At 67.9% G+C, this 22697-nt stretch carries 13 protein-coding genes and 1 pseudogene; 8 read left to right on the top strand and 6 right to left on the bottom strand.

What is annotated here, in order from left to right:
- The first annotated feature begins 99 nt into the window (after nucleotides 1-99).
- From BSZ36_RS15535 to hflX, 5 genes and pseudogenes are all read left to right on the top strand, one after another.
- On the top strand, nucleotides 100-3579 hold the full coding sequence (locus BSZ36_RS15535; RefSeq protein ID WP_094550583.1) for a right-handed parallel beta-helix repeat-containing protein: 3480 nt from the start codon (nucleotides 100-102) through the stop codon (nucleotides 3577-3579).
- A 718-nt stretch (nucleotides 3580-4297) separates the two neighbouring features.
- The gene (locus BSZ36_RS15530; RefSeq protein ID WP_179271220.1) at nucleotides 4298-7780 is read left to right on the top strand and encodes a right-handed parallel beta-helix repeat-containing protein; all 3483 of its coding nucleotides are present in this window, start codon (nucleotides 4298-4300) and stop codon (nucleotides 7778-7780) included.
- Between the two features lie 209 nt (nucleotides 7781-7989).
- The gene (locus BSZ36_RS15525) at nucleotides 7990-10095 is read left to right on the top strand and encodes a BatA domain-containing protein (RefSeq protein WP_094550579.1); all 2106 of its coding nucleotides are present in this window, start codon (nucleotides 7990-7992) and stop codon (nucleotides 10093-10095) included.
- A gap of 5 nt (nucleotides 10096-10100) precedes the next feature.
- Nucleotides 10101-10653, top strand: a pseudogene (locus BSZ36_RS15520) (NADAR family protein).
- Between the two features lie 94 nt (nucleotides 10654-10747).
- Nucleotides 10748-12142: a GTPase HflX gene (hflX, locus tag BSZ36_RS15515; RefSeq protein ID WP_094550577.1), complete on the top strand. Its 1395-nt coding sequence runs from the start codon at nucleotides 10748-10750 to the stop codon at nucleotides 12140-12142.
- A gap of 39 nt (nucleotides 12143-12181) precedes the next feature.
- On the opposite strand, the gene BSZ36_RS20065 is transcribed toward hflX, so the two are convergent.
- On the bottom strand, nucleotides 12182-12304 hold the full coding sequence (locus BSZ36_RS20065) for a hypothetical protein (protein ID WP_281253159.1): 123 nt from the start codon (nucleotides 12302-12304) through the stop codon (nucleotides 12182-12184).
- Nucleotides 12305-12348: 44 nt separating this feature from the next.
- Here BSZ36_RS20065 and BSZ36_RS15510 point away from each other — a divergent pair, with 44 nt between their 5' ends.
- Nucleotides 12349-13005: a CBS domain-containing protein gene (locus BSZ36_RS15510; protein WP_094550575.1), complete on the top strand. Its 657-nt coding sequence runs from the start codon at nucleotides 12349-12351 to the stop codon at nucleotides 13003-13005.
- A 58-nt stretch (nucleotides 13006-13063) separates the two neighbouring features.
- Nucleotides 13064-13573, top strand: a complete 510-nt coding sequence (locus tag BSZ36_RS15505; protein ID WP_094550573.1) for a hypothetical protein — start codon at nucleotides 13064-13066, stop codon at nucleotides 13571-13573.
- Between the two features lie 489 nt (nucleotides 13574-14062).
- Here the strand turns inward: BSZ36_RS15505 and BSZ36_RS15500 are convergent, their stop codons facing one another.
- The 5 genes from BSZ36_RS15500 to BSZ36_RS20060 all read right to left on the bottom strand — a co-directional run bounded on the left by BSZ36_RS15500 (nucleotide 14063) and on the right by BSZ36_RS20060 (nucleotide 19552).
- Nucleotides 14063-15235, bottom strand: coding sequence for an anhydro-N-acetylmuramic acid kinase (locus BSZ36_RS15500; RefSeq protein ID WP_218827705.1), 1173 nt, complete (start codon nucleotides 15233-15235; stop codon nucleotides 14063-14065).
- Nucleotides 15232-16098: a tetratricopeptide repeat protein gene (locus BSZ36_RS15495; RefSeq protein ID WP_094550569.1), complete on the bottom strand. Its 867-nt coding sequence runs from the start codon at nucleotides 16096-16098 to the stop codon at nucleotides 15232-15234. Before BSZ36_RS15495 ends, BSZ36_RS15500 begins: the two co-directional genes overlap by 4 nt.
- Nucleotides 16099-16148: 50 nt before the next feature.
- On the bottom strand, nucleotides 16149-17594 hold the full coding sequence (locus BSZ36_RS15490) for a glycosyltransferase (protein WP_143536930.1): 1446 nt from the start codon (nucleotides 17592-17594) through the stop codon (nucleotides 16149-16151).
- Between the two features lie 91 nt (nucleotides 17595-17685).
- On the bottom strand, nucleotides 17686-18264 hold the full coding sequence (locus BSZ36_RS15485; RefSeq protein WP_094550565.1) for an LptE family protein: 579 nt from the start codon (nucleotides 18262-18264) through the stop codon (nucleotides 17686-17688).
- The gene (locus BSZ36_RS20060; protein ID WP_094550563.1) at nucleotides 18257-19552 is read right to left on the bottom strand and encodes a sigma-54 interaction domain-containing protein; all 1296 of its coding nucleotides are present in this window, start codon (nucleotides 19550-19552) and stop codon (nucleotides 18257-18259) included. The genes BSZ36_RS15485 and BSZ36_RS20060 overlap by 8 nt, the downstream gene beginning before the upstream one ends.
- A 179-nt stretch (nucleotides 19553-19731) precedes the next feature.
- Here BSZ36_RS20060 and BSZ36_RS15475 point away from each other — a divergent pair, with 179 nt between their 5' ends.
- The gene (locus BSZ36_RS15475; RefSeq protein WP_143536929.1) at nucleotides 19732-22668 is read left to right on the top strand and encodes a GH92 family glycosyl hydrolase; all 2937 of its coding nucleotides are present in this window, start codon (nucleotides 19732-19734) and stop codon (nucleotides 22666-22668) included.
- Nucleotides 22669-22697 lie beyond the last annotated feature (29 nt).

The following is a 22697-nucleotide window of genomic DNA, read 5'->3' as shown; positions in this document are numbered from 1 at the left end:
TGCTCTGCAGATGAATAGGGACGAGGGCTGGATGGTATTGGGGCGCGAATAGGCGTACGATGGCAGACGCACGTATCGATCCCGCTTCCACGCTTCCCCATGAGGCCTCTCTACTCTTTCCTGGGCGTCCTCGTCCTTCTACTCGTCATCACGCCTCTAGCGTCTGCCGCGACGATCATCGTCACCACGCTAGATGACGAACTCAATAGCGACGGGGACTGCTCTCTGCGCGAGGCGATCGCGGCAGCCAATACCGATGCCCTTGTTGATGACTGCACGGCGGGAAGTGGCAACTTCGACGCCATCCGGTTCGATCAACCGGCCCCTCTCACCATCGCCCTCACTTTGGGACCGCTAGAAATAACGACGGACGTTGTCATCCATGGGGGGCAGCAGGATGACTCGACCGTCACCCTTCGTTCCGACGGCACCCGACGCATCTTTTACATCACATCAGGTCGTCTGGCGATCTCGGATCTCACCCTTCGCGACGGTCGAGCAGTACGCGGCGCAGCGGTGTATGTCTCACCGGGTGCTCGCTTCGTTTGTAACAGGTCCATTGTTCGCAACAACGAGGCCACAGGCACATCGTCCACGGACGGTGGCGGTGCCATTTACAACGACGGCGGTGACGTCATCGTCGCCAATTCGACGCTGGAGCAGAACGCGGCCTCTGGCGAGAGCGGTTCTGGCGGCGCTGTATTCAACAACGGTGGAACGTTGACCGTGGAGTCGTCTGACTTCATCCGCAACACCGCGATGCGCGCGGGAGGCGCGATCGAGTCCGCAGGCGCGAGCACGACGACGATGAGGTTCGCGGATTTCGTCCGGAACGAGGCGCAATCGAATCCCGGCAATGGTGGGGCGTTTCACATCTCGTCGAATGGGTCGGCTACCATCCGCGAGGGCGTTGTTTCGGGAAACATCGCCTCACGGGAGGGAGGCGGCTTCTGGAACGGCACCGGCACGATGGAGATCGACGACACCCGGTTCGAGAACAACGAGGCTCGGGGAGATGAAGCGGATGACGGCGGCGGTGCCATTTTCAACAACGGCGGTACGCTGTCGATCTCAGGCGTCACTGCCACAGGCAACACCGCCTCTGGCGCTAGCGGCTCCGGCGGCGCTTTGATGTCGGTCGGTGGGACCATGACCGTCTTCTCGCCGACGATCACGGGCAACCGTGCCAACCGCGCCGGAGCTGGCATTGAAAGTGCGGGCGGAATGATCACAATCGTGCGCGGCACGATCTCTGAGAACGTGATCCCTGCTGAGACGGCGTCGCCTGGCAACGGCGGTGGCATCCACGCGGGCGGAGGCACGCTCACAATCGAAGGCACTACCATCGCAGATAATCAGGCCACTGAAGGGGGCGGCGTGTGGTCTAATGGTGACCTCATTATCCGCGCGTCTGGTGGCACCAGCTCCATCATCTCCGGAAACGTGGGACGCGGCGACGAGGCTACGAATGGCGGCGGGGGTGTCTACGTCGAGACGGGCGGCGACGCGCTAATCGCCCGCTCGGAGATTTTCAGCAACGCGGCCTCTGGCGCTAGCGGCTCGGGCGGCGGCCTCTTTGTCGCCAGAGGCGCCGTGGCCACCCTCGACAACGTTTTTGTTGACAACAACGCGGCTAATCGCGCGGGCGCGGGCATCGAGAATGCGGGGGGCGAGGTGCTCCTCATTCAAACGATGCTCACCTCGAACGCCATTCCTGCTGCGACGGCCAACCCCGGCAATGGTGGAGGGCTTCACAGCGGCGGTGGGACGGTGACGATCCGCGGAGGTGAGATTGTTGCTAACCAGGCGACAGAAGGCGGTGGCCTGTGGAGCAGTGGCGTGCTCGTGGTCGAACTGAGCGGTAGTGGTCCCTCCATCACGCAGCCGGATATTTCCGCGAACGACGCTCGGGGTGCTGCGGCGGACAACGGAGGTGGCGGTGTGTACATGGAGAGCGGCGGCGAGGGCTTCATCACAGGCGCAGTCCTTCTCACCAACCGCGCTTTGGGCGCCAGCGGCTCTGGCGGCGCCCTCTTCGTCGCCAAGGGCGCGACGCTCACGGTGACCGACACCGAACTCCGAGAAAACCAGGCCAACCGCGCGGGTGCAGGCATCGAGAACGCAGGCGGGACGGTCCATCTCATCAACACGAGCGTGGTCTCGAACGTGATTCCTGAGGAGAGCGCGGCACCCGGCAACGGAGGAGGGCTGCACAGCGGAGGCGGCACGGTCACCGTCCGTGCCGGGTTCTTCGCCAACAACCACGCCACCGAAGGCGGCGGCCTGTGGACCAGCGGCGTGCTTCGCATCCTCAACCCAGATGATGAGCCGTTCCCAACGGTCATCAACACGAACTACGGCCGGGGCGACGACGCCACAAACGGCGGTGGCGGCATCTACGCCGAGACGGGCGCCGATGTGCTCATCAGGAATGCGCTGATCACGAACAACCGGGCCTCTGGCGCCGGCGGCTCCGGCGGCGGCATCTTCGTAGCCGATGAGAGCGTGGTCCAACTACAACGCGTCACCGTCTCGGACAATCGTGCCAACCGCGCCGGTGGTGGCATTGAGGTCGCCGACGACGGCGCGCTCGCAGGTAAAACGGCCCTCGTGCTCACGGACGTGACAGTAAGCGACAACCTTATCGATGATGCAGCCCCTGGAAACGGCGGAGGGATCCACGTCGGCGGCTCCGGTGTGGCGACGATCCGCACCTCAACGATCTCTGGCAACACCGCCCGCGAGGGTGCGGGTGTGTGGGTTGCGGGCACCGGCGCACTCGATATCGCGCTAGCGACCGTCAGTGGCAACGACGCGACCGAGAATGGTGGCGGCATCTATGACAACGGGGGCGCATCCAGTGCCGACATCTCGTTGCAAAGCGTGACGGTCGTAACGAACACATCGGGCGGCAACGGCGGCGGCCTGTACTCGCAGAGCGATGACGGGGCCAGCTTCACGTTCGCGAACAGCATCATCGCAAGCAACGGAGCCGTTTCAGGCGGAGATTGCTTCGGTACGTTCGCCTCTGGCGGGTTCAACCTTATCGGGGCGAGGGGTGAGTGCAGCATTGTAGGCGCGATAAGCACCGACGTGACGGATCTCGACCCGATGCTCGAGAACCTCGCGGACAATGGCGGGCCAACGCGTACGCATCTTCCAATGGACGGCAGCCCGGCCATTGACTCAGGACGGAGTGTGTTCAGTCTGGACCAGCGTGGCTTCCTCCGAAACGTCGGCCAGGCCGATATCGGCTCAGTCGAGCGCGGCGCGCAGGCCGTTCCTAACGAGGAAGTCCCTGCTTTCATTGAGACGGACTTCGCGCTACTGCCGACGCGCCCGAACCCGGTGCGCAGCCAAGCGACCATCGCGTACACCGTTGCCACGGCGGCGTCGGTCCGTGTGGAGCTCTACAACGTGCTCGGCCAACTCGTCCAGACCGTCTACGACGGAATAGGTGAGGCTGGCACGGAGCAGACCGTTCCGCTCAACACGTCGCGCCTCGCTCCTGGCGTGTATGTGATCCGTCTGCAGAGCCAGGATCAGCAGGCGACGCAGCGGATCACGATCATCCGCTAAGGGATCGGCCTCTAGCGGCCGGCTGCGCCAGGAACCTTTACTCTTCCCTGAAAAGCGCTTGGTCGGATTTGTTCGATGGGTCGTGTTTCGTTGAAGACATGGGCTTCAGCAAGGGGGTGAGAGCGCCGAGGGTGCCGTGGAAAGTGACGGGGCGCTGTAGGTCCTGATCATGCGTGAAAGCACGATGGCCGGAAGTGATCTTGATCCAGATTACTGATCGGATGGACTACACGATACCTGTAGATGAGGTCTGCACTGAGCTAGGGCGTATCGTCGAAGCGTCGCCTCACTAGCACGGCGGCTCGTGGGCCTTGCAGGTCACCGAACTAACGGAGAGCACCGTCGAGATGCGGGCCATGATGTCCGCCGCCAACGCGGGCAACCTATGGGATCTGCGGTGCGAGGTGCGAGAGGCCCTTCTCACTTGGCTATGTGAGGCTCACCCCGGGGCACTTCCGCGTACGCGCGTTGACGTAGATACCTTTCCGTCTCACTTGGAGCCGTCTCTCTCGTCAGAGGCCGCTGGCGCGTAGGGAGCGTGCGAGCCTGTTGAGGACTCGCATAGGGGAATGCCGGATATATCTAGACCTCGCTCTTCCTGACGGTGCTATCAGACGGACTCGGACACGTTCGGGCACGTAATGAGCATATGATGGTCTTCCAGATAGAAGGCCTCGCCCTTCATCTTGCCAACTCCCCTCTCTCTCTTCCCGCTCTCATGCGACCATTCTACAGACTCTTCGGCGCCTTAGCGTTTCTCCTTACCGCGCCTCTGGCGACCGCGGCCACGATCACCGTCAACACGCTCAACGATGAGTTGAACAACGACGGTGATTGCTCCCTTCGTGAGGCCATCGTCTCTGCCAACACCAATGCCTCTGTGGACGCCTGCGCCTCTGGCGCCAGCGGCCGGGACAACATCTCGTTCTCGATTACGTCCACGCCCACGCCTGCACTTCTGATGCTGACGCAGCAGGCGATGGAGGTGACGGAGGATCTAACAATCAACTCTGGATTGGGCGGAGGGGTCACGGTCGTCATCGATGGTGCGGACACCTACCGGATCTTCGCTGTAACGGGTGGGCGGTTCGTTCTCCAGAACACCGTTATCCAAAACGCTCGCGCCGAACGCGGAGCAGGCATCTACATCGCCTCTGGAGCCGAATTTTCCGCAGACGACTGCGTATTCCGCGACAATGTCGCCACGGGTGTTGAGGCAACCGATGGAGGAGCAGCTGTATACAACGATGGCGGAGACGTCACGCTGGTTGGCGTCTCCCTCACCGGCAACGCTGCCTCTGGCATGAGCGGTTCAGGCGGTGCTGTACTCAACAACGCAGGCACGCTGACCATCACTGAAAGCGCTTTTAGAGACAACTCGGCCAGCCGTGCTGGTGGCGCTATCGAGGCCGCAGGTGCAAGCAGGACAACGATCACCGATACGAACTTTGCCAGCAACTCTGCGGGCTCCAACCCCGGAAACGGCGGCGCCTTCCACATCTCCGCGACCGGATCGGCAACGATCACCGGCGGCGTGGTGAACAACAACGTCGCCACCCGCGAGGGCGGCGGCTTCTGGAACAACACCGGCACGATGACCATCACCGGCACGCGCTTCGTGGGCAATGTGGCCTCTGGCGCAGCCGGTGACGACGGCGGCGGCGCGCTGTTCAACAACGGCGGTACGATGAACGTAGAGGGCATCACCGCCGAAGGCAACGTGGCCAACGGCGCCAGCGGCTCCGGTGGCGGTCTGATGACGCTCGGCGGCACGCTGAACGTCCGCGCGTCAACCCTTCTCGGCAACGTGGCCAACCGCGCAGGCGCCGGCATCGAAAGCGCAGGCGCGACCACCACGGTCACCGGCGGCATGATCAACGGCAACGTGATTCCCGCCGCGAGCGCAGCCCCCGGCAACGGCGGCGGCATCCACGCAGGCGGGGGTACGCTCACGATTGAGGGCGCGACGCTCTCCGGCAACCAGGCCACCGAAGGCGGTGGCGTGTGGGCCAGCGGCGGGCTCGTCATCCGCTCCTCTGGCGGCACGGCGACGACGATCTCAGGCAACATCGGCCGCGGCGACGACGCGACCAACGGCGGCGGCGGCGTGTACGCCGAGACCGGCGCCGACGCGACGATCGACGGCGCGACGATCTCCGCCAACCAGGCCTCTGGCGCCAGCGGCTCCGGTGGCGGCGTGTTCGTCGCCAGCGGCGCCTCTATGGACATCAACGGAGGCACCATCGCCGACAACCGGGCCAACCGCGCTGGCGCTGGCATCGAGAACGCAGGCGGTGACATGATCATCACCGGCGTGACGGTTCTGAGCAACATCATCCCCGCCGCGAGCGCGGCCCCCGGCAACGGTGGCGGTCTCCACGCGGGTGGCGGCTCGGTCACCATCCGAGGCGGCGTGTTCCGCAGCAACGAGGCCACCGAAGGCGGCGGCCTGTGGAGCAACGGCACGCTCGTCATCGAACTCACCGGCGGCGACTCCGGGGACCAGACGGTGATCGCGTCCAACATCGGGCGCGGCCCCGCAGCCGACAACGGCGGCGGCGGTGTCTACGTCGAGAGCGGAGGCGAGGCCTCCATCACGAGCGCGGTCATCGAGATGAACCGGGCCTCTGGCGCCAGCGGCTCCGGCGGCGGCATCCTCGTCGCCAGCGGCGCCTCGGCGACCGTGACCGGCGGCAGCATCCGCCAGAACACGGCCAACCGTGCGGGCGCCGGCGTCGAGAACGCGGGCGGCACCATGCAGATGGTCAACGTCAGCGTGCGCGAGAACGTCATTCCCGCTGCGACGGCGGCCCCCGGCAACGGCGGCGGCTTGCACAGTGGTGGTGGCATGATCACGATCCGCGGCGGTGACTTCACGGCCAACGAGGCCACCGAAGGGGGTGGGCTCTGGAGCAACGGCACGCTCGTCGTCGGTGACGAGGACGACGACGCCGCTACGACGATGATCACGCAGAACATCGGCCGTGGCGACGACGCCACGAACGGTGGCGGTGGCGTCTACGCCGAGACCGGCGGCGACATCCGCCTCTACGACGCGATGATCACGGATAACGTGGCCTCTGGCGCCAGCGGCTCCGGCGGCGGCATCTTCGTCGCCGACGAGAGCATCGTGGTCATGAACCGCGGGACCGTCAGCGGCAACCGCGCCAACCGGGCCGGTGCCGGGATCGAGGTGGCCGATGACGGCAACTCGACCGCTAAAACGGCGCTCGTGCTCACCAACGTGACCGTGAGCGACAACAGCATTGCGACGGCGGCCCCCGGCAACGGCGGCGGCATCCACATCGGAGGCTCCGGCGTCGCGACGATCCGTAGCTCGACGATCTCTGGCAACACGGCCCGCGAGGGCGCTGGCGTCTGGGTTGCAGGCGCAGGCGCGCTTGATATCGCGCTCTCGACCGTCAGCGGCAACGCGGCGACCGAGGACGGAGGTGGTCTCTACGACAACGGAGGCGACTCCAGCGCGGAAATTATGCTTCAGGACGTCACGGTCGCGCTCAACACCGCCGGTGGTAACGGCGGCGGGCTCCTCTCCGAGAGCACCGACGGCGCGAGCTACACGTTCGCCAACAGCATCATCGGCGCCAACACGGCGGCCTCTGGCGCGGACTGCTTTGGCATGTTCGAGTCGGGTGGCTACAACCTGATCCAGAACACCTCCGGCTGCACCATCAACGGCGAGACGGACACCAACGTGACGGGCATGAGCCCGATGCTCGGTGACCTCGCGGACAACGGCGGGTTCACGATGACGCACCTTCCGATGGAGGGCAGCCCAGCCGTGAACGCGGGCAGCAGCTCATTCGACGTGGATCAGCGCGGCTTCATGCGCAGCGTTGGCCAGACCGATATCGGCTCTGTCGAGCGCGGCTCGATGCCGGTCGCAGGCGAGGAAGGCCCGATCGCGCTTGCGACGGACTTCTCCCTTCTGCCTACGCGCCCAAACCCGGCGCGCGGACAGGCGACGATCGCGTACACCGTTGCCGAATCGGCTCCGGTCCGCGTGGAGATGTACAACGTGCTCGGCCAGCTTGTCCAGACCGTCTACGACGGCATGGGCGAAGCGGGCTCTGAGCAGACGATCTCGGTGGACGCCTCGCGCCTCGCGCCCGGCACCTACATCGTGCGTCTTCAGAGCGGCGACCAGCAGGCGACCCGTCGCATGACGGTCGTCCGCTAGCACCGCTCGGCCTCTGGCGCCACGCCGGAGGCCTCGCCCTTCCCCGGGACGCGCCCCGCCGGATCTGTCCGGCGGGGCGCGCTTGCGTTTAGCGGACGCGCGGGCGGCACCGCCAGAGGCCTCTGGCGAGAGCCGCATCTCCATCCCCTCGCCGGAACGCGAACCGCACCGCTTCGCCGTTGCACCTCGCCCGTCGGTAGCATGCGCGCGTGACGTTTCTCAATCCCCTCGTCCTTTTCGGGCTGGCCGCCGCCGCCATCCCGATCCTGATCCACCTCTTCAACTTCCGCCGGCCGCGGGAGGTGGACTTCTCGACGCTGCGCTTTCTGCGCGAGGTGGAGCGCCAGTCGATGCGCCGCGTGCGCATCCGGCAGTGGCTGCTGCTCGCCCTTCGCACGCTCGCGATCGTGTGCCTCGTGCTCGCCTTTGCGCAGCCGACGCGCCAGAGCGCCTGGGACGGCGTTTTTGGCGAGACCTCAGCTCGCTCGCTCGCCCTCGTCGTGGACAACAGCCTCTCAACCGGCCTGCGCGACGCCAGAGGCGCCCTGCTGGACCAAGAGCGCGAGATCGCGGAGGCGCTCATCGACGCCAGCGGCCGCGGCGACGAGCGCATGATCGTGCCGACGGCGCCGCAGCCGGGGCTCACGTCCACGCGCTTCCTCACGCCCGAGCCTGCGCTGGACGCGCTCACCGAACTCGCCCCGGCCTCTGGCGCCGCAGCGCTCACCGCGACGCTGGCACGGGCCGCGTCGCTGCTGGAAGACGCCACGCATCCGCGGCGTGAGATCGTCGTCTTCTCCGACCTCCAGGCCTCCACCCTGACCGATTCCGCGAGCGCGCGGCTGCCCGAAAGCGTCGGCGTGACGCTGATCCCCGTCGGTGGCCAGACGATCACGAACACGGCGGTGACCGACGTACAGGTGAAAAGCCAGATCGTGGAGCCCGGGCGCCCCGTGCAGGTCGAGGCCACGATCCAGCGCTGGGGCGGGAGGGCCGAAACCATCGCTGTCCGCCTGATCCTAGATGGCCGGCCTGTGGCCGAGAGCGCCGCCGACGTCGTCCCCGGCCGCGCCGTCACGGTCCCGTTTACCGTCACCCCGCCCGCCAGAGGCTGGCTCGGTGGCGAGGTCCGCATCGAGCCCGACGGCGCCGAGTGGGACGACGCGCGCTACTTCACGCTCCGCGTGCCGCCGCCTCCGCGCGTGCTCCTCGTCAGCGGCGGCGACGCCCGCGCCGACATGGCGCGCCTCGCGCTCGAAGTGGCCGCTGAATCCGGCGCCCTGACCGTGACCGAGGTCGATGAAGCCGGGCTCTCCGGCGCCGACCTGGACGCGCTCGACGCGGTCTTCCTCGTCGCCCCGCGCGAGATCTCCTCTGGCGAGGCGCAAGCCCTCCAGCGGTTCGCCTCTGGCGGCGGCGGCATCCTCCTCTTCGCAGGCGACGGCGTGGCCGAGGGCGGCGCGAACACCTTATTGGACGCCCTCGGCGCGGGCCGTTTCGAGGGCGCCAGAGGCCAGGTCGGCGGCGAGGTCGTCGCACGGCTCTCGGACTCCAGCCTGGACCACCCCATCTTCGCGGGCGTCTTCGAGGATGCCCGGCCGCGTTTGGAAGAGGTCGCGATCCAGCGCCTCGCCGCGTTCCGCGCTAGAGGCGGCCAGACGCTGCTGGGCACAACCTCTGGCGTGCCGCTCCTCCACGAAACGCGCGTGGGAGACGGCGCGCTGCTCGTTCTCAGCGTGCCGCCAGACCCCTCGTGGAGCGAACTGCCGGAGCGCGGCTTGTTTGTGCCGCTGCTGTTTCGCTCGGCGTCCTACCTCGCCGCAGGCTCCGAGGTCGCCGAGCGCGCCAGCTTGGACGCGCGCGAGGGCGGGACGGTCCGGGTGGAGAACGCGACGGCGGGCGCGCCGCTGCGCCTTGTCTCCGCCTCTGGCGTGGCGCTCACGCCCGCGCAGCGGACCGTTCCAGGCGCCGTGCTCTTGGAAGTGGGCGCCGAGGCAGCGCAGCCCGGTCTCTACCGCGTTATGCAGGGAGAGCGTAAGCTGAGGACCGTCGCCGTCAACGGCGACGCCCGCGAGTCCGACCCGACGCCTCTCTCGCCAGAGGCCGCGGCCGAGATTCTGGAGACCGCCAGCGGCCGACCGGTCCGCGTGTTGGACGCCTCTGGCGGCGCGGGCCTAGAAGCCCTCGCGACACGCGAGGAGACGGGCGGCGTGCCGCTGTGGACCGTCCTGCTCGGCATCGCGCTGGCGGCTCTTGTCGCGGAAACCCTCGTGGCGAGCCGCTGGCGCCCCGAGCGGGAGCCCGTGGCGGCGTAGCCCCGATGCGAGATCCAGCTCTCCGGCTTGAGGAGCTTTGCGCGGCGGTCGAGTCGCGCCAGAAGATCAAATGGCTCTTCTTCTGGGGGCACGAGTCGCCGGCCGGGGTTGTCACGAAGGCGTGTCTGAGCCAGTGGTACTCCTCGGTGTTCGAGGTAGACGGCGTGTCGTAATCCCACCGCCGAGCACTGGATGATGGCGGAAAAGGCACGTCTCTTTGGAGATGCTGAGGCGTTACGGCGCATCCTTGCCACACCTCATCCGGGTGCCGCGAAAGCCATCGGCCGCGAAGTCCGCGCGTTCGACGAGGCGACGTGGTCAGCCGCTCGGTACGGCATCGTCGTACGCGGCAACCTGGCCAAGTTCTCTGCCGCTGACTCGCTCCGCAATTTCCTGTTGGGGAGTCACCAGCGCGTCCTGGTAGAAGCCAGCCCGCTAGACCGTGTGTGGGGGATCGGACTCGCTGGAGAGGACGAACGCGCACGGCAGCCCAGCCTCTGGCGGGGACCCAACCTGCTCGGGTTCGCGCTGATGGAGGTCCGGGAGCGCCTTTCCTGACGTTCTACGGAGAGGGCGCACCCCGCCTCTGGCGCCAGAGGCAACCCCCCGGCGCGCGGCGCGTTCTAGGGGCATACAGACACAACGCGACCGCTTGACCGACCGACCGACCACCCGTACCACGCGCGAGACCGCCGTCCTTGTCGGCGTGAGCACCCCGGACATCACGACCGAAGAGTTCGCCGAAGGGCTGGAAGAACTCGAACTGCTGACCGATACTGCCGGCGCCGATACCGTCGCCATTGTGACGCAGAACCTCCCGCGGATCAAGACGACGACGTACATCGGCAAGGGCAAGGTGGAGGAACTGGAGGACACCGTGAAGCGCCACGGTGCCGATCTCGTCGTCTTCGATGACGACCTCACGCCCGTCCAGATCCGCAACATCGAAAAGGCGATCTCCAGTCAGGACAACAACGTCAAGCTGGTGGACCGCTCCGGGCTGATCCTGGACATCTTCGCCCGCCGCGCGCGTTCGTCGCAAAGCAAGGCGCAGGTGGAACTCGCGCAGTTGCAGTACCTCCGCTCGCGCCTGACGCGCGCCTGGACCCACCTGGAGCGCCAGAAGGGTGGTATCGGCATGCGCGGTCCGGGTGAGACGCAGATCGAGACCGACCGGCGCCTCATCGGCAAGCGGATCGCGGTCCTCAAAGACCAACTCGACCGCATCGACCGCCAGAGGACGACGCAGCGCAAGGGCCGCGCGGATCAGACGCGTGTTGCGCTTGTGGGCTACACCAATGCGGGCAAGAGCACGCTCATGAACGCGCTTTCGGACGCTGAGGTGCTGGCTGAGGACCGTCTCTTCGCCACGCTCGACGCGACGACGCGGCAGGTGTTCTTCGCACCCAACAAGCCCATTCTGCTCTCCGATACGGTCGGGTTCATCCGCAAGCTGCCCCACGCGCTTGTGGAGAGCTTTAAGAGCACGCTGGACGAGACGCGAGAGGCCGACGTGCTGCTCCACGTCGTAGACGCCACGCACGAGTACTTCGAGGACCACATCGCCGTCGTCCGCGAGACGCTCAAGGAACTGGGCGCCGAGGACAAGCCGACGCTCCTCGTGTTCAACAAAGTGGACGCTCTGGAGGAGCGCGGCCTCCTCACCGCGCTGCGCGCTGAGCACGGCGACAACGCCGTGTTTGTCTCCGCGCTTCGCGGGATCGGACTGGACACGCTCCGCGAGAAAACGCTCGAACTCGTCGAGTCCGACTACTCCGAGCGGACGGCACTTTTGCCGATGACCGAGGCCAAAGCCCTCGCGCACCTGCACCGGACCGCCGAGATCCTCGACGAGTCCGTGGGGTACGCCTCTGGCGACGATGGCGTCACCAAGCCCGTGATGCGCATCCATTACCGCGCATCGCCGAAAAACGCCCCGGAACTCGCCCGGATGCTGCTCCACTTCGACTACCTGACGTGGCAGGGCGAAACGCCTCCGGGCCTCGCGCCAGAGGCCGAGACCGCCTCTGGCGACAGCATGGCGTAATCGCCTCCGGGCCTGCCAGCGCGGGCCCGTTTCGACCTGTCAGAGTGCGTGCCGGGGGCGGCCTCTGGCGTTGTCCTCCGCGAACGGTTCACAGCGGGTGCCGAACGGTCCGCCGTTCTGCGCCATCCGCGATACCCGGTACGCCTCTTGCACGTCTAGCACGTGACTCCGGCGCTAGCTTGCCTCGCCGGGTGACCCTCACGCCCATGACTGTTCAGACACTCTACAGCCCCGAGCCTGCTCTCCTCTCCACCGATTCTATCGGGGACGCGCTTCTGCGCCTGGAAGAGGAAGGCCTCGCGGCGATGCCCGTCGCGGATGAAAGCGGCAAACTGGTCGCAGTCGTGAGCGAAATCGCGCTGCAGGACCACCCGGACCCGCGCGCGCTTCTGAGCACGCTGGGCCAGTACGGCGCGCCCCTTTCCTCTGAACCGGACACGCACGTGTTCGACGCCGCGCACCTGATGCGCGAGCACGACCTGGTCTCGCTTCCCATTGCGGACGCCGACGGCACGTACCGCGGCCTGGTCACACGTCGCGACGTGTTCGGCCAACTCGCGCACATGCTCGCGACCGAGGAGGACGGCGCCATCATCGTTGCCGAGGTGGGCCGCCACGACGTGTCGCTGGCGCAGCTCGCGCACCTCATCGAGGGCAGCGGCGTCCGCATCCTCTCTATCTCGACCGAGGACGACGCGGCCACAGGCCACGTCCGCATCACGCTCAAGTTGAACGTGACCGATACCTCGCGCGTGCGGCACCTGCTCACGCACCACGGCATCGGAGTGGTCGGCGTGTTCGACGAGGCCGACAGCGACCTCGAATCCCGCGCCGCCGAGTTCCTTCGCTACCTGGAGGTCTGATTCGTGATCCGTGATGCGTGAGGTCGCCTCACGGATCACCTCTTCCGCATCACGAACCATGCGCGATCACACGCACCCCGCCGTCGCCCTCCACGCCCTCGCGCTCGTCGCGGCGGCCCGCACGGCGCTTGCAGCCGCCCGCTCCATCACGGAGCGCCGCGCAGGCTCGGACCCCACGACGCTCGAAGCGCCAGAGGCCGCACGCGAGGACTTGACCGTTCTCGCGGGAGAGATCGGCTCGCACGTGGCGCGGCTGCGGTTGCGGAGCATCATCGTGGGGGAGGAGTTGAGCCGTGCCGCCTCCCTCGCGCAAGCGTTCGAGGACCGACTGCTCTTGGACGACCTGGCGCGCGACGCCCGCCGGGCGCATCAGAAGCTGCTCAGCCTGCACGCCGAGATGCCTCTGGCGACGATTGAGGAGGCCCGCATTGTGGCGCAGAGCGCGACGCGCCTCGCCACCGAGCCCGACGCCCTCCCGGCCTCTGGCGACGCGCCCGCGTCCCCAGAATGGCTGGACCTCGCCGAGCGTGCCGCCGACTGGCTGGATGCGCTGAGAGAGGCGCTGTAGCTACGGACGCCAGAGGCTAGGGCGATCGGAGAGCCGTGAACACTCCTTGCCCTGAGCCGGTATCGAAGACGAGGTGGTAGGTCCACACGCCGCCGCTCTCGCCTCCGCACCTCAAGGTGTACGGATCGCGCTGACACGCCAGCGGACTACTAGGAGGCGGCTCATATGTGGGCGCCGCGCTGAACGAATAGCTCCACATCCCATCCTGGGACCGCATGCCCATCTGGTTGGGAATGGGCAACGTCCAATACCGCCACCACACGCGCGCTGTGCGCGTCCATCTGGAGAGCAGACTAGAGGAAGGGGGAGATGCCGTTTGCACCAAAGGCGCACCCACAACGGCCTGCATCTCCTTCAACTGAGGAGGCTCAGGAGTCCGGTCCCACGTGACAAACACGGCCGCAGCGATGAGAGCCGCGGCACCTAACGCTACCCGCCAGCAGCGTTTCTTCTGCGGTGCGGGCTCTGGCGCTTCCAAGGACATCGGCGCTACGGCAGATACAGCGCGCCCTGCATCGCTGGGCCGCTGGCGCCGGTCACGGCGGGCAAACCCGTGCGCACGCCGTTGGCCCACTCATGCGCGAGAAGCGCGAACAGGATGGCCTCCTTCGCATCGGGATCGACGCCAGAGGCTTCCGTCGTCTCGACGGGGCAGGGAAGAGCGTCCTCCAGCATCTGCATCAACGCTCGGTTGTGGACGCCGCCGCCAGAGGCCAGCACGCGGTCGAGGTGGTGCGGCACGAACCGATCTACGGCGTCCGCGATGGAGAGTGCCGTGAGCGCGACGGCTGTGGCAATCATGTCTTTAGGCTCCGATGGACCTCTAGTGACGAGCATGCCCACGTAGTCCGCGCCGAAGGCCTCGCGGCCGGTAGATTTGGGCGGTTCCTGGCGGAAAACGAGCGTCTCTAGCAGTTCGCGCACGAGCGCGAGGTCCGGCGTGCCGGATGCAGCGAGGGCGCCATCGCGGTCGTAGGGCTGGCCCGTGAGGCGGAGCGTGAGGGCGTCCGCGAGCATGTTGGCCGGGCCCGTATCGAAAGCGCGCGCGGCCTCCGGGCCTTCGCCGGCGGGCAGGATCGTGATGTTGGCGATGCCGCCGAGGTTGAGCAGTCCACGCGTCTCTGTTTCGTGCGCGAACACGCAGTCGTCTAGGTACGGCGCCAGAGGCGCCCCCTGACCGCCTCTGGCGACATCGGCGGAGCGGAAGTCGGCGATGACGGGAACGCCCAGCCGAACCGCGAGCCGCGCGGGGTCTCCAATCTGAAGCGTAGCCTGAATCGGCCTCCCGTCGATGGAAACGGGTTCTGGAACGTGTTGGACCGTTTGACCGTGACTACCCACGAGGTCGAGGTCGCCAGAGGCTAGGCCGGCGTCATCAAGCGCGTCATGGACGACAGCGGCGAAGGACTCGGCAAGCGCGGCGTGGAGCAGCGCGAGGCCGCGCACATCCGACGTGCCGGCTTCCACCTGGGCCGCGAGCCTCTGGCGGAGGTCGTCGGAGTAGGAGGTGCACGCGAAGCCGAGAGTTTGGATCTGCACGTCGCGCCCCGACCCCGAGAGACGGACGACAGCCGCGTCGATCCCGTCCATCGACGTGCCGCTCATCAATCCGGCGACGACGCGCTCCCGTGGCCCGAGCAGGTCAGAAGCGGGGTGACTCACTGCGAGGCGCGTTGGCGCATCTCGTCGGCGCGCTGCTGCATCTCCGAGGCTCGGTCCGGCCTCTGGCGCGCGAGCTTCTCGTACACGCTTGCCGCGCGCTCGTACTGCTTCTGCGCCGCGTAGATCTGCGCCAGGGTTTCGGATGCGATCTCCTCTCCATCGTCGTCGTTCGCGAGTATGTCTGGCCCGTTGAAGTTGGGGTCGGGACGGATGCGCGGAGCGTCCTCGAGATCGCGGATCAGCGCGTCGAGATCGCTGTCGAGTCCGTCTGCGCCCGGAAGCGGCGCGGCGTTGGGGAGGTCGTCGAACTCCACCGGGCTCGCCTCGATGGGATCGAGAGAGGGGAGGAAGTCATCGTCGCTGCCTTTCGCGCGTGTCCACCCGCTCGTGCTGTCCTCCGGCGCGTCCGCGCGCTCGTCAGTCTCCGAGTCCACGAACGGAGGCAGGACCGACGCACTCGGCTCTGGAAGCTCGCCAGAGGCCTCAGAATCCTCATCTGGAACGATGGGTTCAGATGGCTCGGGTGCCGGCGCCTCCGCCAGAGGCGCGTCGGGGTGCGGCTGCGCGATCTCCTCGGTCCGCGCCGGTGGCGGGACAAGCGTGTCCAGCAGCCTCTGGCGCTCGCGCGTCACGAGCGGGCTGCTCGGCACGAGGAAGTAGGCGCGGTGCCACGCGTCCAGCGCGCGCACGCGGTCGCCGGTGGCCTCGCGCGCTTTGGCCAGCAAGACGTAGGCCGCGGCGTACGTCGGCGCAGCGCGGACGAGGGCGTTGAGTTCCCGCGCCGCCTCCGTCGCGCGCCCGGCCGCGATCAGGCCCGCGGCGACCTGAAGGGCGGTGGGAAGCGAGGTGGGATCGGTCGGCATGGGCGGGGCGCGTGTTGCGGGAAGGTAAACCGCCTCTGGCGCCGCTTTGTTCAACGTGAGGCCGGAATCGGTCTCGGGAGCGGGTCTCCACGCTCATTTCCCTCCCTCCACGCCGAGACGGCGAGTGTTGCCGCGAAGACGATCTGGAACGCGAGCGCCACCCACGCGCCGACGGCGACGAGGACAGCGGCGGCGCCCAGGGCGTACGCCGCGAGCGCCACCTCGGCGCGGCTGACCGATGCTTCCCGGCGCGCCCCTCCTTTGGGCGTACGGACAAACGCCGTCTGCTTCCCCAGAACCGCGCGTCCGACGGCCCGCGTGCCCGTCATCGCAAGTGCGACCGGGGCTGCGAGCCCGAGACCCAGGTCACCGATCCGGCGCCAGAGGCTGCTCGTTTGAGGCGCCGGACCAATCGCCCGCTGCGCCACAACGTGCGCCACAACGGCGCCGATCAACCCCAACCACCCCGCGCCGAGCGCGGTGAAGAACGTCTCGCCGGGCCCCGTCCCGAGCGCCTGGGCAACGGCCAGAACCGGGTGGAGCACGATCACCGCCAACAGGGCCGGAAACGAGAACGAGGCCGAGATCGCGAGAAGCGCCCGTAGCCGGAGCGCCAGAGGCTGGCGCGCGCGCAGCACGCCTCTGGCGTGGAGGAGCGTGACCGCGGCCATACCCTCGGCCCAGCGCGCCTGCTGCGTGCGCCACGCGGCTAGGTCGGCGGGGAGCTCGGCCGGGACCGCAAGCGGCTCCACGAATACGCCTCTGGCGCCTCCCATCCAGGCACGGAGCGAGAGGTCGAGGTCTTCTGCGAGCGTGTCGCCGCGCCAGCCGCCTGCGGCCTCGATGGCCTCGCGGCGCCACACGCCGGCCGTCCCGTTAAAGGGAAGGAAGCGTCCGGTCCTCTGGCGCCCGGTCTGTTCCACGCCGAAGTGGAGGTCCAAGAGAGCGCCCTGCGCGCGCGTCAGCGGCGAGGCGTCGCGGTTGAGGTGCGCCCAGCGCGCTTGGGCAAACGCCGCCTCTGGCGCCGCAACCAGCGCCGAGACGAGTTGGCGGAGCGTGCCGGGCTCGGGCAGGAAGTCGGCGTCGAAGATGGCGAAGAGGTCGGCGTCCGTGTGCGTCATGCCGTTCGCGAGGGCGCCGGCCTTGAACCCCTCCCGGTTGTCCCGCCGGATGTGCGTGGCGCGCACGCCAGAGGCGTTCAGATCTCGAACGGCGCGGGCGGCGCGCTGCGGCGTGGAGTCGGTGGAGTCGTCCAGCACCTGGATCTCCAGGTCGGGATAGTCCAGCGCGCCCAGCGCGGCGACGGCCCGTTCCACGACGGCCGGCTCGTTGTAGACCGGAAGCTGCACGCACACACGTGGCCACGCGATGCCGGCCTCTGGCGCCAGAGGCTCGGGCGAGGTCGTCAGCCGCGCGAAGGAGAGCCCGAGCAGGCGCAGACCGTGCGCGACGAGGACAGCGGTGGCGAGGGCGTAGAGGGCGGCGAGAACGATCACGCAAGACAGACGAGCAACGGCCCCCACCGACGGCACCGCCCGCGGCAGCGTTCCGCCAGAGGCCGAGAGCCGAGCCTCTGGCGAACGGGCATTACCAGTCCGAGGTCGCGGCGGTAAAGGCGTCTTGCGCCACCTGCTCCAACGCGCGGTTGGCCGCGTCGGCCTCGCCCGCCAGGCCTTCGGCGGGCGTGTAGTCGGCGGTGGCGGTAAAGGAGCGCGCCATGAGCTCCGTCCCGTCCATCTGGTTCGTCGCGACTACGCGGACGCCCAGCGTGACGCGGTTGAGCGCGGCCACCTCGTCGCCCTCGCCGCCCGTGATGGCCGCTGGCGCGATGGTGTAGCGCTCTACGGTCGCGCGGACGACGAGATCGGCCTCGGCCTCGTCGGATTCGAGATTGAGGCGCGTCCGGTCCGCGAACCGCTCGATCAGGGCCGTCGTGAGCTGCTGGTCCAGGTCCGCCGGCCCGCCAGAGGCGCGGCTCTCGACTGGAGGGACAGCGACCGTCCGGAGATCCGCCGGGAGCGACGCGCCCGAGAACGTGTAGCAGCCCGCCAGGAGCGTGCACGCCGCAACGCCCCACGCCATGAGAGCCAGAGGCCGCCTCTGGCGTCGGCGCGATGGAATCCGGGCGGGGCGCGCGCCGCCAGAGGCCCGCCGAGGGCTACTCATCCCCGTCGAGGTCCTTGACCTTGCGGTAGAGCGTCCGCTCCGAGATGCCGAGCGCGTCGGCGGTTTCGCGGCGGTTGCCGTCGTAGCGGCGGAGCGCTTCGCGGAGAAGCGCCATCTCGGCCTCCTCGATGGTCGGAAGGGGAAGGCCCTGCGAGAGCGCCTCGTCCAGCGAATCGGGCAGGGTCACCGCGGGTCCGTAGTCGTCCTCGACCTCGAAGTCGGTGTCCGACGCCTCGTAGGTGATCGCGGGCGTTGGAGGATCGTAGGCGACGTCCATGTCCTCACCGAACGGCGAGGTGGTTGGAATGCCCGAGGTCTGAGCGATCTGCCGGGCCGGTCCGTCGAAGGCGCGCTCGCCGTTGGTGAGCAGGTCGCGGATCTCGCGCAGTTCGGCGCGCATCTCCAGGATCGACCGGTACAGAACGCCGATCTCGCCGGTATCGGCGGGTTCGGAGCGTGGCGGCGGCGTCGCGGTGCTTTTGACCGGGACGGTCCCGGCACCTGCCGAGATGCCACGGAGGTAGGGGCGGAGGGCGTCCGGAGTGAGCACGCGCCCTTGCGTCAGGACCACGCTCTGCTCGGCGACGTTGCGGAGCTCGCGGACGTTGCCGGGCCAGCCATAGCGCAAGAGGAGCTGCCGTGCCTCCGGGTCGATCTGCGGGACCGGCGCGTCGTAGCGGCGCGCGATGTCGCGCATAAACGCCTCGAACAGCGGCCCAATATCCGACGGCCTATGGCGCAGCGGCGGGATCTGGATGATGACCGGGCTCAGGCGGTAGTAGAGGTCCTCGCGGAAGCGCCCTTCGGCGACCTCCTTGCCCAGGTCTTTGTTCGTCGCCGCGACAATGCGCGCGTCGGTTTTCTGGACCGTGCTGGAGCCCACGCGGCTGAACTCGCCGGTTTCGAGCACGCGCAAGAGACGGACTTGGGCCTGGATCGGCATCTCGCCGATCTCGTCCAGGAACAGCGTCCCATCGTGGGCCTCCTCAAAAAAGCCGATGCGCCGCTCCACGCTGCCGGTGTACGCCCCTTTCTCGGACCCGAACAGCTCGCTCTCGATCAGCCCCTCCGGGATCGCGCCGCAGTTGACGACGACAAACTTCTTGTGCCGCCGCTGCGAGAGGCCGTGCAGCGCGGTCGCGAACACCTCCTTGCCGACGCCGCTCTCGCCTTCGAGCAGAACCGTGATATCGACCGGGGCCACCTGCCGGATGCGGTCCAGCGCGCCGCGCAGCGCGGGGCTGTCGCCGAGGATGCCGAATCGTTCCTGGACCGCGCGTCGATCCATCGTGGTTGAGCGGGGAGTGAGAGGGTCGCGAAAGGTAACCGCCGCGCCGCGCCCCCCGGCATAGGGAGCCGCCGGGATCGCGCGCGTGGCCTCTGGCGCGCTGCGGCCGGGGCGGTGGCTACGTTCTGCCTTCCACAGCCGTGCTCGCCTCTGGCGCCAGAGGCCGGCCCTTGCTCTCCATGCGCACGCTTCTCGCCCTCCTCGTCCTCGCGCCTCTGGCGCTCGTCTCGCCCGCACCCGCGGCCCAGTGGACGCAGCACGTGGACCCGTTTATCGGGACCGGAGGAACGGGCCACACGTTTCCGGGCGCGACGACACCATTCGGCATGGTGCAGCTCAGCCCTGACACGCGCATCGACGACTCGTGGGAGGGCTGCGCGGGCTACTACTACGACGATCCGCACCTCTACGGCTTCTCGCACACGCACCTGTCGGGGACCGGCATCTCGGACTACGGCGACATCATGTTCATGCCCACGATGGGCGAGCCGACGACCGACCGCGAACGGTACAAATCCGCGCTGGACCACTCGACTGAAGAGGCCTCGCCCGGCTATTACACCGTCACGCTGGACAGCGGCATCCGCGTGGAGTTGACCTCCACGACCCGCGTCGGCCTCCAGCGCTACACGTTCCCGCGCGACGGCTGGGCCAACGTCGTGCTGGACCTCACGCATCGTGACAAGCTGACGAGCGGCAAGATCCAGGCCTCTGGCGCAACGCTCAGCGGCCACCGCTTCTCGAAGGGATGGGCGGAGGACCAGCGCGTGTTCTTCGCGACCGAGTTCTCACGCGCGCCAGAGGCCATCACGGTCGGAGAGGGTTCAGAGGGCGAGCGCACCGCCGTCGCCCGCTTCCGCGTGCGCGCGGGCGAGGCGATCCTCGTCAAAACTGGCATCGCCGGAACGGACAGAGTGGGCGCCAGAGGCAACCTCGCGGCGGAGCTTCCCGGCTGGGACTTCGATGCCACGCGCGCCGCCGCCGATGCTGCCTGGAACGCCGAGTTGGGCAAGATCGACGCCTCTGGCGGCACGCCAGAGGCCACGACCAACTTCTACACGGCGCTCTACCACACGATGATCGCGCCCAACACGTGGAACGACGTGGACGGCCGCTACCGCGGCATGGACGGCGATATCCACACCGCCGACCACACGGTCTACACCGTGTTCTCCCTCTGGGACACGTTCCGCGCGCTGCACCCGCTCCTCACGCTGATCGACGAGGACCGCACGCGCGATTTCGTCCGCACGATGCTGCTCCACCACGAGCAGAGCGGGCGCCTGCCGGTCTGGGAACTGGCCGCCGACGAAACCAACACGATGATCGGCTACCACGCCGTGCCGGTCATTCTGGACGCGCACGTCAAGGGCATCGGCGGTTTCGATACCGCTCAGGCCCTCCGCGCGATGGTGGAGACGGCCACGACCGACATCGAAGGATTGCACGAGTTCAACGCCAGAGGCTTCCTCAGTGTGGAGGATGAGGCCGAGTCGGTCTCGCGCTCGCTGGAGTACGCCTACAACAGCTGGGTCGTGGCGCGCATGGCCGAGAGCGAGGGCGACGCGCCTCTGGCGCGAGAGTTCGACAAACGCTCCCTCGGCTACCGCTCCATGCTCGACGCCAGAGGTTTTGCCCGGCCGCGCCAGAACGGCGGCTGGCTCACGCCCTTCGAGCCACGCGAGGTCAACAGCCACTTTACCGAGGCCAACAGCTGGCAGTACTCGTTCTTCGTCCCGCACGACCTCGCGGGCTGGATCGACTGGCGCGGCGGGCCTCTTGCGGTGGAGGCGCACCTGGATTCGCTCTTCACTGCGCCACAGTCCACGACCGGGCGCGACCAAGCCGACATCACAGGCCTCATCGGCCAGTACGCGCACGGCAACGAGCCCAGCCACAGCTTCGCGTACCTCTACGCGGCCACAGGCTCGGGCTGGAAGACCCAGCGCCGTGTCCGCCAGATCCTGGACGACCTCTACGTGCCCGCCCCTGACGGCCTCCCTGGAAATGAGGACTGCGGCCAGATGAGCGCCTGGTTCGTCTTCTCCGCGATGGGCTTCTATCCCGTCACGCCCGGCACGACGACCTACGCGCTGGGCACGCCTCTTTTCGAGACCGTCAAGCTGAAGACCCCGGACGGCGGCACGTTCACCATCACCGGCGACCCCGCGGTCGGCCCGTACGTGCAGCGCGTCGCGCTCCACGGAATGGAGCACCAGCCTCTGGCGATCGACCACGCCGACCTCCGCGATGGGGGCACGCTCGCCTTCACGCTGGGATCCGAGCCCTCCGACTGGGGCACGCCCATGCCACTCACGCGCGTGGACGACGCGGGCTTCGTCCCGGCGCCCGTCATCCACGCGAAGCGCTCGTTCCGCGGTTCGCAGCCGCTCACGGTCCAGAGCCTCGCGCCAGAGGCTACGATGCGTGTCTACACGACAGACCGCCGGCCTGCGCCGCCGCGCACCCGGCCCACCACGGATCTGCTCGTTCGCGTCGACGACGGCCCCATCCTGCGGCAGGTACGCTCTCAGGGGGCTCTTACGATCGACACGACGGCGACCGTGACCGCCTGGGCCGTGGACGCCGACGGCAACCACAGCGCTCCCGCCAGAGGCACGCTTATCGAGCGGCCCAATGATTGGACGCTTGCTCTCGGTTCCACCTTTGCGCCGCACTACGCCGGCGCAACCGAGGACGCGCTCATCGACGGCATCCGCGGCGACGTGGAATGGCGCAAAGGCGACTGGCAGGGGTTCTATGAGCAGGACCTCGTCGCCACCATCGACTTCGGTGCGATGCGCACGTTGCGCGGCGTCCACGCGAGCTTCCTGCAGGACTCGCGCCCGTGGATCCTCTTCCCTCGCGAGGTCATCTTCGAGGCCTCTGGCGACGGCGTCACCTTCCGCGAGATCCTGCGCGTGACGCCCGAGGTCACGCCGCGCGACGAGACCCCGCAAACGACCAGCCTCGGCGGCGCGCTCGCCGCGCCAGAGGCGGCGCGTTTCCTCCGCGTTCGCGCGCTCCCGGTCGAGCGCCTGCCCGACTGGCACCTCGGCGCGGGCAACGCGGCGTGGATCTTCGCGGACGAGATCTGGGCGGACGTAGAGGGATAGGGGATGTGGGAGCGTGCAGAGCCAAGGGC

It is taken from the genome of Rubricoccus marinus, assembly GCF_002257665.1.
Taxonomy (GTDB): domain Bacteria; phylum Bacteroidota; class Rhodothermia; order Rhodothermales; family Rubricoccaceae; genus Rubricoccus; species Rubricoccus marinus.
The sequence above is the reverse complement of the archived record's forward strand: the minus strand, read 5'-3'. Positions and strand labels throughout refer to the sequence as shown.